This is a genomic window from Buchnera aphidicola (Chaetogeoica yunlongensis) (genome assembly GCA_039829965.1).
In the GTDB taxonomy this organism is placed as follows: Bacteria; Pseudomonadota; Gammaproteobacteria; order Enterobacterales; family Enterobacteriaceae; genus Buchnera_B; species Buchnera_B aphidicola_BA.
Genome location: CP139909.1, coordinates 488,641 through 503,990, shown reverse-complemented (window position 1 = coordinate 503,990; position 15,350 = coordinate 488,641). Strand labels below are relative to the sequence as shown.

Here is a 15,350-nt window from a genome sequence, read left to right as displayed (position 1 = left end):
TAAACCAAAAATAATATATGATAAAATTTTATTAAAAGTATTGTTAGGTCCGAGTGTATCAGAAAAATCTTCTATTATTTTAGAAAAGTATGGTACTGTTTTAATTAAAGTAGCTAGAAATTCTACTAAATTAGAAATTAAGCATGCTGTACAAAGTTTGTTTAATGTAGTAGTAAGTAATATAAATGTATTGATAGTTAAAGGAAAAAGAAAAAAAAAGAATAATGTTATAAGTCGTGAAAAAAATTGGAAAAAAGCCTATGTCACTTTAAAAAAAGGACAAAATTTAAATTTTATTGGTAATAAAGAATAAAATAATATATTTTTAGTGATAACAAGAGAATATCAATGACCATTATTAAGTGTAAGCCAACGTCTCCAGGTCGTCGTCATGCTGTGAAGGTAGTGAATTCTAATTTATATAAAGGAAAGCCTATTTCTTTTTTACTGAGTAAAAAGAATAAAAGTGGAGGAAGAAATAATCTTGGTAGAATCACGACTAGACATATTGGTGGTGGACATAAACAGTCATATCGAATAATTGATTTTAAGCGTAACAAAGATAATATTTTTGCATCAGTTGAACGTTTAGAATACGATCCGAATAGATCTGCTAATATTGCATTAGTGTTGTATCAAGATGGAGAAAGAAGATATATATTAGCTCCGAAAGGATTAATGGCAGGCATGAAAATTTTATCTGGTGTATCTATAGATATAAAATTAGGTAATAGTTTACCTATGAAAAATATTCCTGTAGGTACTTTAATTCATAATGTAGAAATGAAACCAGGTAAAGGAGGGCAAATAGCTCGTTCTGCTGGTTCTTATGTGAATTTAATATCTAAGGAAAATTTATATGTGACTGTAAGATTACGTTCTGGTGAAATAAGAAGAATAGAATCAAATTGTAGAGCAACGATAGGAGAAATTGGAAATTCTGAATCAATGTTGAGAGTTTTAGGTAAAGCTGGAGCATCTAGATGGCTTGGAAAACGTCCTACTGTAAGAGGAACTGCTATGAACCCGGTAGATCATCCTCATGGAGGGGGGGAAGGTAAAAATTTTGGAAAGCATCCAGTTACTCCTTGGGGATTACAAACTAAAGGAAAAAAAACAAGAAAAAATAAACGTACAGAGAAATATATTATTCGCCATCGTCATAAATAATTTTTGGGAGTTTAGTAAAAGTGCCGCGTTCTCTTAAAAAAGGTCCATTTATTGATATTTCTTTATTAAAAAAAGTAGAAAAAGTATTAAAAACACATGATAAAAAACCAATACGAACTTGGTCTCGTCGTTCTACTGTTTTTCCTAAGATGATAGGTTTAACGATTTCAGTTCATAATGGTCGTCAACATATTCCGGTTTTTATTACCGAAGATATGGTAGGACATAAATTAGGTGAGTTTGTTCTTACTCGTACATATAGAGGGCATATGGCAGATAGAAAAGTAAAAAAACGTTAAAGTATTTTTGTTCTTATACAAGAGGTAAAATGTATGGAAGCTGTGGCTAAACATTATAAAGCGCGTTCTTCAGCACAAAAATTACGTTTGATCGCTAATTTAATTCGAGGTAAACAGGTTGAACGTGCATTGAATATTTTAATTTTTGTTAATAAAAAATCTGCTTTGTTAGTAAAGAAAGTTTTAGAATCAGCAATTGCTAATGCTGAACACAATAATGGTTCTGATATAGATAATTTAATAATAAAAAGAATTTTAATTGACGTAGGACCTACTATGAAAAGAATGATGCCTCGTGCTAAAGGTCGTTCAGATAGAATTTTAAAACGTACTAGTCATATTACTGTAGTTGTTTCTGATAAATAATAAATAGAAATTTTGGAGAGACTAGTCATGGGTCAAAAAGTAAATCCTAACGGAATAAGATTAGGAATAATTAAGAATTGGAATTCGATATGGTTTTCAAATAGTAAAGATTTTTCTAAGAATTTAGATAGTGATTTTAGAGTGCGTCAATTTTTAGCAAAAAAGTTATTTAAAGCATCAATATCTCGAATTATTATTGAAAGACCCTCTAAAAGTATTAAAGTGACAATATATAGTGCTAGACCTGGAATAGTTATAGGTAAAAAAGGTGAAGATGTAGAAAAATTGAGATTATCTATAGCTAAAATAACTGGTGTTCCTGTTCAGATAAATATTTCTGAAGTTAAAAAGCCGGAATTAGATGCAAAATTAGTGGCTGAAAATATAGTTTCTCAATTAGAACGTAGAATTATGTTTCGTAGAGCTATGAAAAGAGCTGTTCAAAATTCTATGCGACAGGGTGCTAAAGGTATTAAAGTAGAAATTAGTGGACGTTTGGGTGGAACTGAAATTGCAAGAAGAGAATGGTATAGAGAAGGTAGAGTTCCATTGCATACATTGCGTGCTGATATTGAATATAATATGTCTGAAGCGCATACTACTTATGGTGTGATTGGTGTAAAAGTATGGATTTTTAAAGGAGAAATATTAGGTGGTATGAAATCTCTTGTTAATTTAGAAAAACCTATATCTCAATTAAAAAAACATGTTAGAAAATATAGGAAATAAAGGAAACATTTATGTTACAACCTAAAAATACAAAATTTAGAAAAATGCATAAAGGTCGTAATAGGGGTTTAGCCGTTGGTACTGATGTACATTTTGGTCTTTATGGTTTAAAGGCAATTGAAAGGGGTAGATTAAAATCTAGTCAAATAGAATCGGCTAGGAGAGCGATAACTCGTTTTATTAAACGTCAAGGAAAAATTTGGATTAGAATTTTTCCTGATAAACCTATTACTAAAAAACCATTAGAAGTCAGAATGGGAAAAGGTAAAGGAAATGTTGAATATTGGGTAGCTATGATACAACCTGGAAAAGTTTTATATGAATTATCTGGAGTATCTGAAGAAATATCTAGAAAAGCTTTTAAATTAGCAGCAGACAAATTACCTATGAAAACTATTTTTGTCATTAAACAGGTAATATCATGATTCTTAAAAATATAAAAAAAAAGACAGTTGAAGAATTAAATAATGAATTAATAAATTTATTGCGAGAACAACTAAATTTAATTTTACAACATGTTTCTAAAAAATTGCATAAACCTCATTTGCTTAGAAACATTCGACGTAATATTGCTAGAGTTAATACTATATTATCTGAAAAGGAAAAAGAATGTGAACGATAAGTTTCGTGTTTTGTCTGGGAAAGTAATTAGTAATAAAATGAATAAATCAGTTATAGTTTCTATACAAAGATTAATTAAACATCCGCTTTATAAAAAGTTTATAAAAAAGACAACGAAATTATGTGTACATGATGAAAATAATCAATGTAAAGTAGGAGATGTTGTAGAAATTCGTGAATCTAGACCGATTTCTAAAACTAAATCTTGGATATTAGTTCGGATTCTAAAAACATTTTAAGTGAATTTATTTCACATAGTTTTTGTAATAATTTGAATAATTTTCTTTTTATAACTTTATAATTTGTATTTTTGTATAAATAAATATATAAAACATGTATAAAATATGTATGTCACAACAAGTATTTACTTAATTAGAGTAATTATTAAAATTTTTTTGGATTATTAATTGGAGTTACATATGATACAAGAACAAAGTGTTTTGAATGTAGCTGATAATTCTGGTGCTCAACGTGCTTTGTGTATTAAAGTTTTGGGTGGATCTCGTCGTAGATATGCTGGAATAGGGGACATAATTAAGATTTCTATTAAAGAAGCTATACCTAGAGGAAAAGTAAAAAAAGGTGAAGTATTTAAAGCAGTGATTATAAGAACTAAAAAAGGTGTTAAACGTATAGATGGTTCTATTATTCGTTTTGATACTAATGCTTGTGTAGTATTAAATAATAATGATCAACCATTAGGAACAAGAATTTTTGGTCCAGTAACTCGTGAACTTAGAAATGAAAAATTTATGAAAATTATTTCTTTAGCGCCTGAAGTACTATAAAAGGTATAAACATTATGGCTATGAAAATAAGATTTAATGATCGAGTAATCATTTTAATAGGTAAAAACAGAGGAAAAATTGGTATAGTTAAAAAAGTTATATCTAAAAATAGAGTAATAGTAGAAGGTATTAATTTTGTTAAGAAACATATTAAACCAATTCCTTCTCAAAATAAACCAGGAGGGATTATAGAGCAGGAGGCTTCTATTGATATTTCTAATGTAGCTATTATTAATTTAACGACTAATAAGCCTGATCGTATTGGTTTTAGAATAGAACATGGAAAAAAAATTAGATTTTTTAAATCTAACAACATTGTTTATAAATAAAAATTTTGAGGTCTATTTATATATGGTGGATTTGTATAATTATTATAAAAATGATGTATCTAAAAAATTGATGTATGATTTTAGTTATTCTTCTATTATGCAGGTTCCAAAAATTGATAAAATTACTCTTAATATTGGTGTAGGTTTAGCCACTGTAGATAAAAAGAATCTTGAATACGCGATATCAGATTTAACTAAAATATCTGGACAAAAACCTATCGTTACAAAGGCAAAAAAATCTATTGCTAGTTTTAAAATTCGAAAAGGATATCCTATAGGTTGTAAAGTAACTTTAAGAGGTAATAGAAAATGGGATTTTTTTGAACGATTAATTTATATTGTAATTCCCAGAATACGAGATTTTAGAGGGTTTTCTGATAAATCTTTTGACGGTAGAGGAAATTATAGTATTGGAATACGTGAACAGATTATTTTTCCAGAAATTGATTTTGATAAAATTGATCGAATTCGAGGAGTGAATATTACAATTACTACAACTGCTTTTTCTGATAGAGAAGGTCATGCACTGTTATCTTTGTTTAATTTTCCATTTCGATCATAAATTAATATAGGAAGAAGTTAATGGCTAAACAGTCTATGAAAGCTAGAGAAGTTAAAAGAATAAAATTAGCAAAAAAATATTTTACTAAAAGGATGAACTTAAGATCAATTATTTCGGATAAAAAATCATTGGATAAAGACAAATGGAATGCTATTTTTAAATTACAAACTTTGCCTCGTGATTCCAGTCCTATTCGTCAGAGAAATCGTTGTCGGCAAACTGGTAGACCACATGCTTTTTTAAGAAAATTTGGTTTAAGTAGGATAAAAGTTCGTGAAGCTGCTATGAAAGGTGAAATTCCTGGTTTAAAAAAAGCAAGTTGGTAAAATGTTTATATTGAAAGGATAAATATTATATGAGTATGCATGATCCTATAGCAGATATGTTAACCAGAATTAGAAATGGACAATTAGCGAATAAAATTTCGGTAAATATGCCATCATCTAAATTTAAAATAGCAATTAGTAATGTATTAAAAGAAGAAGGATATATAAAAGATTTTTCTGTATTTCATTCTAAGAAATCTCAATTAGAATTATTTTTAAAATATTTTAATGGTAAGCCTGTTATTGAAAATATTACCAGAATTAGTTCTCCTTGTCTGAGAATATATAATAAAAAAAGTAAGTTACCACGTGTTATGTCTGGATTAGGAGTTGCTATTGTTTCTACTTCTCAAGGAGTTTTTACTGATCAATTAGCTCGTAGAAAAGGTTTAGGTGGAGAAATTATTTGTTATGTTTCTTAATTTTTTTTGGAGACACAATGTCACGTATTGCAAAAAAAAATGTTATTATTCCTTCTGAGGTCAGTGTTTTGCTAACTGATCAAAAAGTTTTTATAAAAGGAAAAAACGGTGAATTATCATGTTTAATTCATAGTAATGTATCGGTGAAATGTTTAAATTCGTGTTTAATATTTTCTAGTAGAATTAATAATAATCATAAGAGTTGGGCTCAAGTTGGAACTTGTAGATCAATAGTTAATTCTATGATCATAGGAGTAACTGTAGGTTTCTTCAAGAAATTACAGTTATTAGGGGTAGGATACAGAGTTTTAGTTACTAATTCAAGAACTGTCAGTATGTTTTTGGGATATTCTCATCCTATTGAATATATTTTACCTGTAGGAATTATTGTAGAAAGCATTTCTCCAGTAGAAATCATTGTAAAAGGTGCTAACAAACAGTTGGTTGGACAAGTAGCGGCTAATTTGAGGTCTTATAGAAAACCGGAACCTTATAAAGGTAAAGGAATTCGTTATAGTGATGAAATTATTCGTGTAAAAGAGGCTAAAAAGAAGTAATATGATAACTACTATAAATAAAAAAAAAATTCGTTTGCGTCGTTCCATGAAAACTCGTCATAAAATTAAGAGTTTGAATTTTATTCGTTTAGTTGTGCATCGTACTTCTCGGCATATGTATGCACAGATTATAGATTCTGATGGTTGTACAGTGTTAACTAGTGCTTCTACAGTGGAAAAAAAATTGTCTAAAGCTATTATTGGATATACTGGCAATATCAATGCGTCTAGTTATATTGGTAATATAATTGCAGAACGAGCTTTGAAAAAAGGTATTAAAAAAGTTTCTTTTGATCGTTCTGGTTTTCAATATCATGGCCGAATTAAAGCGCTTGCAGATTCTGCAAGAAAAACAGGACTTAAGTTTTGAGGTAGAAATTTTGGGTAACGTTGATAAAAATATGAATGGAGATCTAAAAGAAAAATTAATTTCTGTAAATCGTGTATCTAAAACAGTTAAAGGAGGAAGAATTTTTTCTTTTACGGCATTAACTGTGGTTGGAAATGGAAAAGGTAGAGTTGGATTTGGATATGGAAAAGCACGAGAGGTTCCTGCCGCTATTCAAAAAGCAATGGAAAAAGCACGTAGAAATATGATTTATATTAAATTAAATAACGGTACTTTACAATACCCTGTAATAGGATCATATACTAGTTCATGTATATTTATGAAGCCAGCATCAGATGGTACTGGAATTATTGCAGGTGGTGCTATGAGAGCTGTATTAGAAGTGGCTGGTATACACAATGTTTTGGCTAAAACTTATGGATCTACTAATCCAATCAATGTAGTACGTGCTACAATATTAGTATTAGAGCGTATGAAATCTCCAAAAATGATTGCATTAAAGAGAAATAAGTCGATAAAAGAAATTATGAGAAATTGCCATGGATAAATTTATTAGTGTAACTCAAGTAAAAAGTTCTATAGGTCGTTTACCTAAACATAAAGCAACATTAATTGGATTAGGATTGCGTTATATTGGTCATACGGTGAAGCTTAGAAAAACACCTGATATTTTAGGAATGATTAGGTCTCTATCTTTTATGTTAAAAATTAATTAGGAATATGGAAATGTATTTGAATACTTTATCTCCAAAAGTTAAATCATTTAAAAAATTTAAAAGAGTTGGAAGAGGTATTGGATCTGGTTTTGGTAAAACATCTGGAAGAGGACATAAAGGTCAAAAATCACGTTCAGGTAGCAAACTAAAAAGAGGTTTTGAAGGTGGTCAAACACCTTTGTATAGAAGGGTTCCAAAATTTGGTTTTGTGTCTCTAAAAAAATTAAAGACAGCTGAATTGAGATTGAGTGATTTAAAAAAAATTACTGAATATAAAATTATTGATTTAAATTTATTAAAAAATTTAGGAATTATAAAAAAAAATATAAAATATGTTAAAATAATATCGTCAAAAATTAGTATAGCTAATGCATTAATTATTCGAAATTTATCTGTTTCAAAAGGTGCGAAAATTATTATTGAAGCAGTAGGTGGTAAAATTGAAGATTAATTATTAATTAGTAGGTGTTGCTTTTATGATAGAAAAAACAATTGGAACAGGTTTAAGAAATTTTAGTGATAAATTTAGTGAATTAAAACAAAGAATATTGTTTTTAATATGTTCTTTAATAGTGTTTAGAATAGGTTCTTATATTCCTATTCCTGGAATTGATACTATAGCTTTGGAGTCTTTATTAGAACAACATAGAGGAACTATTTTAGAAATGTTCAATATGTTTTCTGGTGGTGCTTTAAGTCGAGCTTCTATTTTTGCTTTAGGTATTATGCCTTTTATTTCTGCATCTATTATTATTCAAATATTGACTTTAACTCATACTAAATTTATTGAAATGAAAAAAGAAGGTGAACAAGGTCGTTATAAAATTAATAAATACATAAGATATGTTACTTTAGTTTTGGCTTTTTTTCAGTCTTTGGGTATGTCAATCAGTTTTCCTAATATATCGGGTTTAAAAAATTTAATTATAAATCCTAGTATGTCGTTTTATTTTTTAGCAGTGATTAGTTTAGTTACCGGAACCATGTTTTTAATGTGGTTAGGTGAATTAATTACTGAAAAAGGAATTGGTAATGGAATTTCAATAATTATATTTTCTGGTATTATATCTGGTTTGCCTTTATCTTTTATGCATTCTATTGAACAGATTAGACAAGGTAATTTGAATATTTTATTATTTTTTTTTATTGGAATATTAATTTTTTCAATTACTTTTTTTGTTGTTTTTATTGAAAGATGCCAGAGAAAAATTACTATAAATTATTCAAGAAGGCATTTAGCTAAAAGATCTTCTTATGTAGCAAGTGATACTTATTTGCCATTGAAATTAAATATGGCAGGTGTTATTCCAGCTATTTTTGCATCTAGTATAATTTTATTTCCAGTAACTATTGTATCTTGGTTTGGTAATGTGAGTTATTTAAAATGGCTTGTAATAGTTTCGTATTATTTACAGCCTGCTCAACCATTGTATATTTTGATTTATATTGTATCAATAATTTTCTTTTGTTTTTTTTATACAGGATTAGCTTTTAATCCTAGAGAAACATCTGAAAATTTAAAGAAATCTGGAGCTTTTATTTTTGGCATTAGACCAGGTGAGCAAACAGCTAAATATATTAAACGAATTATGTTTCGTTTAACTTCTATAGGTTCGGTATATATGACATTTATTTGTTTAGTACCTGAATGTCTTAGGGTAATTACGGGCGTTCCTTTTTATTTTGGAGGTACATCTTTACTGATTGTTGTTGTGGTAATTATAGATTTTGTGTCTCAACTGCAAACATGTATTATATCTACTCAATATGCATCAGTACTTAAAAAAAATAAATTTAAATTTTAGAATTAAATAAAAATTTGAGGTAATAATGAAAGTACGTGCTTCGGTTAAAAGATTGTGTAGAAATTGTAAAATAGTTCGTAGATATAATGTTATTCGTGTAATTTGTAAATTAGAACCTAAGCATAAACAACGTCAAGGATAATTATAAAATAGTAATTTTTATTTTAATATATATTGAATTATTTTTACATAGAGATTTGAATTTTACAGTGAAGAATTTATTTTTAAATGATTTTTAATGTTTTTAAAATTATAAATAATATAAAAGAGTTAGGAGTTTATATAGTGGCTCGTATTGCAGGTATAAATATTTCTGATAAAAAACACGTTTTAGTGGCTTTAACTGATATATATGGTATTGGAAAATCCAGATCGAAATTGATTTGTTTAAATTTAGAGATAGCCGAAAATACCAAAATATTGAATTTAACTAAAGAAAAATTAGAATTGCTAAGAAATGAAGTATTGAAATTTGTTATTGAAGGTGATTTACGTCGAGAAGTGACTTTAAATATAAAACGTTTACAAGATCTTAATTGTTATCGTGGTTCTCGTCATCGTAAGAGTCTGCCTGTTCGAGGGCAAAGAACTAAAACAAATGCTAGAACTAGAAAAGGTCCTCGTAAATTAATTAAAAAATAGTGTAAGAGAAAATTATGGTAAAAGAATTAAATCATGTAAAAAAACGCATTAAGAAACAAATTTTAGATGGAATAGCGCATATTCATGCTTCTTTTAATAATACTATAATTTCTATTAGTGATAGAAAAGGTAATGTTTTAGGATGGGCAACATCAGGAGGATCAGGATTTCGTGGTTCTAGAAAATCTACTCCGTTTGCAGCTCAAGTTGCTGCTGAGCGTTGTGCTGAAATTGTTAAAGATTATGGTATAAAAAATTTAGAAGTTATGGTGAAAGGTCCTGGACCTGGTCGTGAATCTAGTATTAGAGCGTTAAATTCTATTGGGTTTCGTATTACTAATATTACTGATGTGACTCCTATTCCTCATAATGGTTGTCGTTCTCCCAAGAAACGTCGTGTATAATGACGTTATTATATTATTTTATTGTGGAATTAATATGTTATGGCAAAATATTTAGGTCCAAAATTAAGATTGTCTCGTAGGGAAGGTACTGATTTATTTCTAAAATCTGGTATACGTTCAATTGATTCTAAATGTAAATTAGATCAATTACCTGGTCAACATGGTATTAAAAGACAACGTTTATCTGATTATGGTATTCAATTAAGAGAAAAACAAAAAGTAAGAAGATTATATGGCATTTTAGAATCTCAATTTAGAAATTATTATAAACGTGCATCTAGATTAAAAGGAAATACGGGAGAGAATTTATTGTATTTATTGGAAAATCGTTTGGATAATGTAGTGTATCGAATGGGTTTTGGTGCTACTCGATCTGAATCACGACAATTAATAAATCATAAATCTATATTAGTAAACAACTGTATAGTAAACATTCCTTCGTATCAGGTTTCTTCTGGTGATGTAGTTAGTGTTCATACAAAGTCTAAATTACAGTCTCGTATTAAAGCATCTTTGGAATTATCAGAACAACGTGAAAAATCGATTTGGATGGAAGTAAATATATCTAAAATGGAAGGTATATATAAAAGATTTCCTGAACGCTCTGATTTATCTACAGAAATAAATGAGTATTTAATTGTTGAACTTTATTCAAAATAAGTAAAAATATTATTGTATGGGGATATGATGCAGGGTTCCGTAACTGAGTTTTTAAAACCTAGATTAGTGAATATTGAACAGATTAGTTTAACACATGCAAAAATTATTCTTGAGCCATTAGAACGTGGTTTTGGACATACTTTAGGAAATGCTTTACGTCGTGTTTTATTATCCTCCATGCCTGGATATGCAGTAACAGAAGTAGAAATTGATGGTGTTCTCCATGAATACAGTATTAAAGAAGGTATAAAAGAAGATGTTATTGAAATAATATTAAATTTAAAAGGGTTAGCAGTTAAAGTACATGGAAAGGATAATGTATATTTAACGTTAGTTAAATCGGGAATTGGGGTTGTTATTGCATCTGATATTAACCATGGAAATGATGTAGAAATAATCAATCCTAATCATGTTATTTGTACTCTTACTGATGCAAATTCATCAATATCTATGAGAATTAGAGTGCAACGTGGTAGAGGTTATGTTCCTGCATCTTCAAGATTACATTTAGGAAATGATAACAAAGAAAACTATATAGGTAAATTATTAGTAGATGCTTGTTATAGTCCAATAGAGAGAATTGTTTATAAAGTTGAAGCTGCTCGTGTTAAACAGAGAACAGATTTAGATAAATTAATTATTGAAATGGAAACTAATGGTACGATTGATCCTGAAGAAGCAATTAAAAGAGCAGCTACAATTTTATCCAGTCAATTAGAAGCTTTTGTTGATTTAAAAGATATTGAGGAACCTGAAGTTAAGGAAAAAAAGCCAGAATTTGATCCTATTTTACTTCGTCCAGTGGATGATTTGGAATTGACTGTACGTTCAGCAAATTGTTTAAAAGCTGAATGTATTCATTATATTGGTGATTTAGTGCAAAAAACAGAAGTAGAATTATTAAAAACTCCAAATTTAGGCAAAAAATCTTTAACTGAGATAAAAGATGTATTAGCTGCAAAAAAATTATCATTAGGTCTTCGTTTAGAGAATTGGCCTCCTATGAATATTTTAGATAATTGATGTTTTAGATAATTTTAGGTTTGTATTTTCAGGAGTGACTAGAAGTTATGAGGCATAGAAAGATTGGTCGTAGATTTAATAGAAGTAATTCTCATTTAAAATCTATGTTGAAAAATATAGTATGTTCATTATTTCGTTATGAAATGATAAAAACTACGTTATCTAAGGCAAAAGAGTTGCGTCGTATCGCAGAGCCTTTGATTACTTGTTCGAAAAAAGATTCTTTGTCAAATCGTCGTCTTATCTTTTCAAAAGTTCGTGATAATGAAATTGTTTTTAAGTTATTTAGAGATTTAGGTCCTCATTTTTTAAATAGATGTGGTGGATATACTAGAATTTTAAAGTGTGGTTTTAGAAGTGGAGATAATGCTCCAATGGCTTATGTTCAATTAGTGGATAGATTTAAAAATAAAAAAACGAAAAATTTATTAAAATAAAGTTATAATTTATTATTATTATTTTAATTTTAAATAAAATGTTGTTTTGTAAAGTAACAAACGGCATTTATTTGCCGTTCTGTTTGTCATATAAATAATTTTGTATTCTAGTATAGAATGAATTAGTTAGGATTATGAAGTTATAACACAAGATATATAAATAATTAATTTTAGATATAGAATTATTTAATTAAAACGTTACAATTCGAGAGAGAAGCATATTTTATAAAAATTATTATTTTAGATGTTAGGTATATTGGAAGAAATTTAGCTAAGTGTTTAGTGACTGAAAAAAATATGAAATTAATGGATATTAATGATTTTTTTATTTTTTAGTTTTGAGATAAATATAATTTTAAAGTGATTTTAAGATATGTGGTACTTCTAGAGCATTAAGAGATTTAGGACTATTTAGGAATCTTATTTTGGTGATAGCGATAATCTATTTAGTATAATGAGATAATTTTTTTGTTGAGTATTTTATTTTTTATAAAAATAATTATTTTTATTCTTTTATTAACTTAGAACTAGATGATGTATTTGTTATTTTATTATTTTATAAAAACATAGAAATATTAATGAAATATTTAAATAAAATTGATGTATTTTATAAAATAATTTTTTATTATAGTAATGTAAAATTTTTGATTTAATTCATTAAAAAAATTAAAAGTCAAAATAATATTTGTAATAGTAAAAGAAGATGAATATATAGATTTAACGAATGTTATTAATTCAATAAATTTTTGTGAATATTTGATTATTTTATTAACAATATCTTATATTAGAGGTATAGAAATTTTTGGTGTTTTTATTACATGATTTAATATTGAGATTTTAGAAGTTTTAGTTATAGAATACTTTATGTGTCTTTATATTTAAAAACAAAATAAGTGTATTACATTTATCATTAGGAATTAGAAATAGTGTTTTTTATTATAAAAATCAAGATATTTTAAAAATTTAGCATCATACTATTTTTAGAATATTATGATAGTTTAGTTTTTGTGATTACAAATAAAGTTTTTGTATTAAATTTAGAAGTTTTTTTAGATTGTGTTTTATTTGAATTTTTTATTTTAATTGAATTCCTGGTTTACACCATGGATATTTAGGATGACATAGGTTTTTTGCAAGCATAATTTTTTTTCCAGGTAATTGTACTTGTTGGATGTTTAAAATATTTTTTTTTGTTTTAATTTGTATTCCATATTTATTTATTAAAATTATTTCTCCAGTTTTATATTTGTATTGAGATAGATTACTTATAACATTGGCTGACCATACTTTAATGGACAATTTTTTATTAATTGTAAAATAACAAATAGGCCATGGATTATATGCTCTTATTAATCTTTCTAATTTTATTGCATCTGTTGACCAAAGTAATTTAGCATCTGTTTTTTTAATTTTTTTTGAATATTTAGTTAGTTTACTTTGATGAATGGAGTAATAAGAGTTATTTAAAAATTTTATTAGTATTTTAGTTAATATTTTACAACTTAATGTTTGTAATCTTTTTTGTAAAGTCGAACAGGTATCTGTATTTTTAATAATACAAGGTGATGAATAGATTATATTTCCAGTATCAATATTTTTGCTCATTTTTATGATGGTAATTCCAGTTAATTTATCTCCATATAGAATAGAAGATTGTATTGGTGATGGGCCTCGCCATTTGGGTAATAAAGATGTATGAATATTTATTCCCCCTAATGGAAAAATTTTTAGTATAGTTTGGGGAATAATTTTTCCATAAGACACTACTATCATAATATCTGCATTAAGATTAAGTATTTGATTATAAAATTCTGTTGTATTTAATGATATTGGTTGAAAAACAGGAATATTAAATTTTTTAGCTAAAATTTTTGTTGGTGTAGAAACGACATTTTGTCCTCTTCCATAGGGTTTATCTGGTTGTGTAATTATTCCTAAGATTTTATGACTAGTTTGTTTTATAAGTACTTTTAAGTGGTTTTTTGAAAAATCGTTTGTTCCAGCAAAAACGATGTTTAAAGTTTTTGAATTTTTAAGAATCATATTTTTTTTTGTTTATTTTTTTAATAAATCGTTTTTTTTTAAGATCTGAAAGATGATCTATAAATAGTTTTCCTAGCAAATGATCGATTTCATGTTGAATGCAAATAGATAATGTAAAATTTTCTTTTGTATGTATTTTAATTTTTTTTCCTGTTGAATTGAATGCGTCAACTGTAATTTCTTTTGCTCTTGTGATTTTTTCTTGATAATACGGTATTGATAGACATCCTTCTTGAGTGATAATGGTTCCGTGTTTTTTTATAATTTTAGGATTGATTAATGTAATAGGATTAGTTGATTCAAGAATTACATCCATTACTATTATTTGTAATGGGATATTTACTTGTGTAGCAGCTAATCCAATTCCGTTGTAAAAATACATTGTATCAAACATATCTTTAATGATCTTATGTATATCACTATTTATGTTTGATATTGGTTTTGCAATTTTTCTTAAACGATAATCTGGATATTTTAATATTTTTAGTACTGACATAGTGATTTGAATGTTTTAGCATTAGTTAATTATTTTATATAATATTTATTATAAAGTAATTTAATATTAATTAATAATTAAAATTAATATTTTGTTAGATGTATTATATTTTTATAAAATTTGATAAAAATTATTTTGTGTTTAATATTTTGTATTAGATAGTAAATTTCTGATAATAAGTTTTAATTTTTTAGTAAAATATTGGATATCAATTTCTATTTTATTATATGAATATATGAGAAAATTAAGATAAAATTTTTTATTTATTATAGTTTTTGATAAAAAATTAATATTATTAGAATTAGTTTGATTGTAATTTTGAAGATAATAGTTTAGTAATTAAGTTATTAAAATAAAAGTATAGAGATATAAAAAAAGGATGGTGTGAAAAGTTTTAAATTGTAATTGTATAAAAATTTATTTTTTAAAAAGAAAATCATTAATGGTTTATATAATTTATCTGTACGATTTATGGTATCTATTAGTATTGACATTTTTTTAGACATATTATGTCAGTATATATAAATATTTTTAGTAACTGTATAATTGCTATTTTAATATTATATGGAAAGTAAAGAAACAAAAATAGTTTATTTAAAATTTTAA

Annotated in this window: 27 protein-coding genes; 25 read left to right on the top strand and 2 right to left on the bottom strand. The window is 26.7% G+C overall.

Going from position 1 to position 15,350, the window contains the following annotated elements; translation table 11 throughout:
• The first annotated feature begins 10 nt into the window (after positions 1 to 10).
• The 25 genes from rplW to rplQ all read left to right on the top strand — a co-directional run bounded on the left by rplW (position 11) and on the right by rplQ (position 12,205).
• Entirely contained in the window at positions 11 to 313 is a 303-nt protein-coding gene (rplW, locus tag UAR70_02295) for a 50S ribosomal protein L23 (GenBank protein XBC39999.1), read from the top strand.
• Between the two features lie 35 nt (positions 314 to 348).
• Positions 349 to 1,170 carry a 50S ribosomal protein L2 gene (rplB, locus tag UAR70_02290; GenBank protein XBC39680.1) on the top strand — a complete coding sequence of 274 codons (822 nt, stop codon included), beginning with the start codon at positions 349 to 351 and terminating at the stop codon, positions 1,168 to 1,170.
• Positions 1,171 to 1,190: 20 nt separating this feature from the next.
• The gene (gene rpsS, locus UAR70_02285) at positions 1,191 to 1,469 is read left to right on the top strand and encodes a 30S ribosomal protein S19 (GenBank protein XBC39679.1); all 279 of its coding nucleotides are present in this window, start codon (positions 1,191 to 1,193) and stop codon (positions 1,467 to 1,469) included.
• A gap of 33 nt (positions 1,470 to 1,502) precedes the next feature.
• Entirely contained in the window at positions 1,503 to 1,835 is a 333-nt protein-coding gene (rplV, locus tag UAR70_02280) for a 50S ribosomal protein L22 (protein ID XBC39678.1), read from the top strand.
• Between the two features lie 27 nt (positions 1,836 to 1,862).
• Entirely contained in the window at positions 1,863 to 2,564 is a 702-nt protein-coding gene (gene rpsC, locus UAR70_02275; protein ID XBC39677.1) for a 30S ribosomal protein S3, read from the top strand.
• A gap of 11 nt (positions 2,565 to 2,575) precedes the next feature.
• Positions 2,576 to 2,989, top strand: coding sequence for a 50S ribosomal protein L16 (gene rplP / locus UAR70_02270; protein ID XBC39676.1), 414 nt, complete (start codon positions 2,576 to 2,578; stop codon positions 2,987 to 2,989).
• Positions 2,986 to 3,186: a 50S ribosomal protein L29 gene (gene rpmC, locus UAR70_02265; protein XBC39675.1), complete on the top strand. Its 201-nt coding sequence runs from the start codon at positions 2,986 to 2,988 to the stop codon at positions 3,184 to 3,186. Before rplP ends, rpmC begins: the two co-directional genes overlap by 4 nt.
• Entirely contained in the window at positions 3,176 to 3,424 is a 249-nt protein-coding gene (gene rpsQ / locus UAR70_02260; GenBank protein ID XBC39674.1) for a 30S ribosomal protein S17, read from the top strand. Before rpmC ends, rpsQ begins: the two co-directional genes overlap by 11 nt.
• A 180-nt stretch (positions 3,425 to 3,604) precedes the next feature.
• Positions 3,605 to 3,973 (top strand): 50S ribosomal protein L14, encoded by a 369-nt coding sequence (gene rplN / locus UAR70_02255; GenBank protein XBC39673.1) that lies wholly within the window; start codon positions 3,605 to 3,607, stop codon positions 3,971 to 3,973.
• Between the two features lie 14 nt (positions 3,974 to 3,987).
• Complete coding sequence (gene rplX, locus UAR70_02250) at positions 3,988 to 4,302, top strand: 50S ribosomal protein L24 (protein ID XBC39672.1); 315 nt, start codon at positions 3,988 to 3,990, stop codon at positions 4,300 to 4,302.
• Positions 4,303 to 4,324: 22 nt separating this feature from the next.
• Positions 4,325 to 4,864, top strand: coding sequence for a 50S ribosomal protein L5 (gene rplE, locus UAR70_02245; protein ID XBC39671.1), 540 nt, complete (start codon positions 4,325 to 4,327; stop codon positions 4,862 to 4,864).
• 20 nt (positions 4,865 to 4,884) lie between these two features.
• On the top strand, positions 4,885 to 5,190 hold the full coding sequence (gene rpsN / locus UAR70_02240; GenBank protein ID XBC39670.1) for a 30S ribosomal protein S14: 306 nt from the start codon (positions 4,885 to 4,887) through the stop codon (positions 5,188 to 5,190).
• A 29-nt stretch (positions 5,191 to 5,219) separates the two neighbouring features.
• Complete coding sequence (gene rpsH / locus UAR70_02235; protein ID XBC39669.1) at positions 5,220 to 5,612, top strand: 30S ribosomal protein S8; 393 nt, start codon at positions 5,220 to 5,222, stop codon at positions 5,610 to 5,612.
• A 17-nt stretch (positions 5,613 to 5,629) separates the two neighbouring features.
• Positions 5,630 to 6,169, top strand: a complete 540-nt coding sequence (gene rplF, locus UAR70_02230) for a 50S ribosomal protein L6 (protein XBC39668.1) — start codon at positions 5,630 to 5,632, stop codon at positions 6,167 to 6,169.
• Position 6,170: 1 nt separating this feature from the next.
• Positions 6,171 to 6,539, top strand: a complete 369-nt coding sequence (rplR, locus tag UAR70_02225) for a 50S ribosomal protein L18 (protein ID XBC39667.1) — start codon at positions 6,171 to 6,173, stop codon at positions 6,537 to 6,539.
• A 10-nt stretch (positions 6,540 to 6,549) separates the two neighbouring features.
• Entirely contained in the window at positions 6,550 to 7,065 is a 516-nt protein-coding gene (gene rpsE / locus UAR70_02220) for a 30S ribosomal protein S5 (protein ID XBC39998.1), read from the top strand.
• Complete coding sequence (gene rpmD, locus UAR70_02215; protein ID XBC39666.1) at positions 7,058 to 7,234, top strand: 50S ribosomal protein L30; 177 nt, start codon at positions 7,058 to 7,060, stop codon at positions 7,232 to 7,234. Before rpsE ends, rpmD begins: the two co-directional genes overlap by 8 nt.
• Before the next feature lie 10 nt (positions 7,235 to 7,244).
• A complete protein-coding gene (rplO, locus tag UAR70_02210) occupies positions 7,245 to 7,685 on the top strand; it encodes a 50S ribosomal protein L15 (GenBank protein XBC39997.1) in 441 nt (146 codons plus the stop codon).
• A gap of 25 nt (positions 7,686 to 7,710) precedes the next feature.
• Positions 7,711 to 9,039 carry a preprotein translocase subunit SecY gene (gene secY / locus UAR70_02205; GenBank protein ID XBC39665.1) on the top strand — a complete coding sequence of 443 codons (1,329 nt, stop codon included), beginning with the start codon at positions 7,711 to 7,713 and terminating at the stop codon, positions 9,037 to 9,039.
• A gap of 25 nt (positions 9,040 to 9,064) precedes the next feature.
• Positions 9,065 to 9,181 (top strand): 50S ribosomal protein L36, encoded by a 117-nt coding sequence (gene rpmJ, locus UAR70_02200; GenBank protein XBC39664.1) that lies wholly within the window; start codon positions 9,065 to 9,067, stop codon positions 9,179 to 9,181.
• Positions 9,182 to 9,324: 143 nt separating this feature from the next.
• Positions 9,325 to 9,681 (top strand): 30S ribosomal protein S13, encoded by a 357-nt coding sequence (gene rpsM, locus UAR70_02195; protein XBC39663.1) that lies wholly within the window; start codon positions 9,325 to 9,327, stop codon positions 9,679 to 9,681.
• Between the two features lie 14 nt (positions 9,682 to 9,695).
• On the top strand, positions 9,696 to 10,085 hold the full coding sequence (rpsK, locus tag UAR70_02190) for a 30S ribosomal protein S11 (GenBank protein ID XBC39662.1): 390 nt from the start codon (positions 9,696 to 9,698) through the stop codon (positions 10,083 to 10,085).
• Positions 10,086 to 10,124: 39 nt separating this feature from the next.
• Positions 10,125 to 10,745 carry a 30S ribosomal protein S4 gene (gene rpsD, locus UAR70_02185; protein XBC39661.1) on the top strand — a complete coding sequence of 207 codons (621 nt, stop codon included), beginning with the start codon at positions 10,125 to 10,127 and terminating at the stop codon, positions 10,743 to 10,745.
• Positions 10,746 to 10,772: 27 nt separating this feature from the next.
• The gene (rpoA, locus tag UAR70_02180; GenBank protein ID XBC39996.1) at positions 10,773 to 11,768 is read left to right on the top strand and encodes a DNA-directed RNA polymerase subunit alpha; all 996 of its coding nucleotides are present in this window, start codon (positions 10,773 to 10,775) and stop codon (positions 11,766 to 11,768) included.
• A gap of 47 nt (positions 11,769 to 11,815) precedes the next feature.
• Positions 11,816 to 12,205 (top strand): 50S ribosomal protein L17, encoded by a 390-nt coding sequence (gene rplQ / locus UAR70_02175; protein XBC39660.1) that lies wholly within the window; start codon positions 11,816 to 11,818, stop codon positions 12,203 to 12,205.
• A gap of 1,074 nt (positions 12,206 to 13,279) precedes the next feature.
• Here rplQ and fmt read toward each other — a convergent pair.
• Both fmt and def read right to left on the bottom strand, forming a co-directional pair.
• Entirely contained in the window at positions 13,280 to 14,248 is a 969-nt protein-coding gene (fmt, locus tag UAR70_02170) for a methionyl-tRNA formyltransferase (protein XBC39659.1), read from the bottom strand.
• The gene (def, locus tag UAR70_02165) at positions 14,238 to 14,744 is read right to left on the bottom strand and encodes a peptide deformylase (protein XBC39658.1); all 507 of its coding nucleotides are present in this window, start codon (positions 14,742 to 14,744) and stop codon (positions 14,238 to 14,240) included. The genes fmt and def overlap by 11 nt, the downstream gene beginning before the upstream one ends.
• Between the last annotated feature and the right edge of the window lie 606 nt (positions 14,745 to 15,350).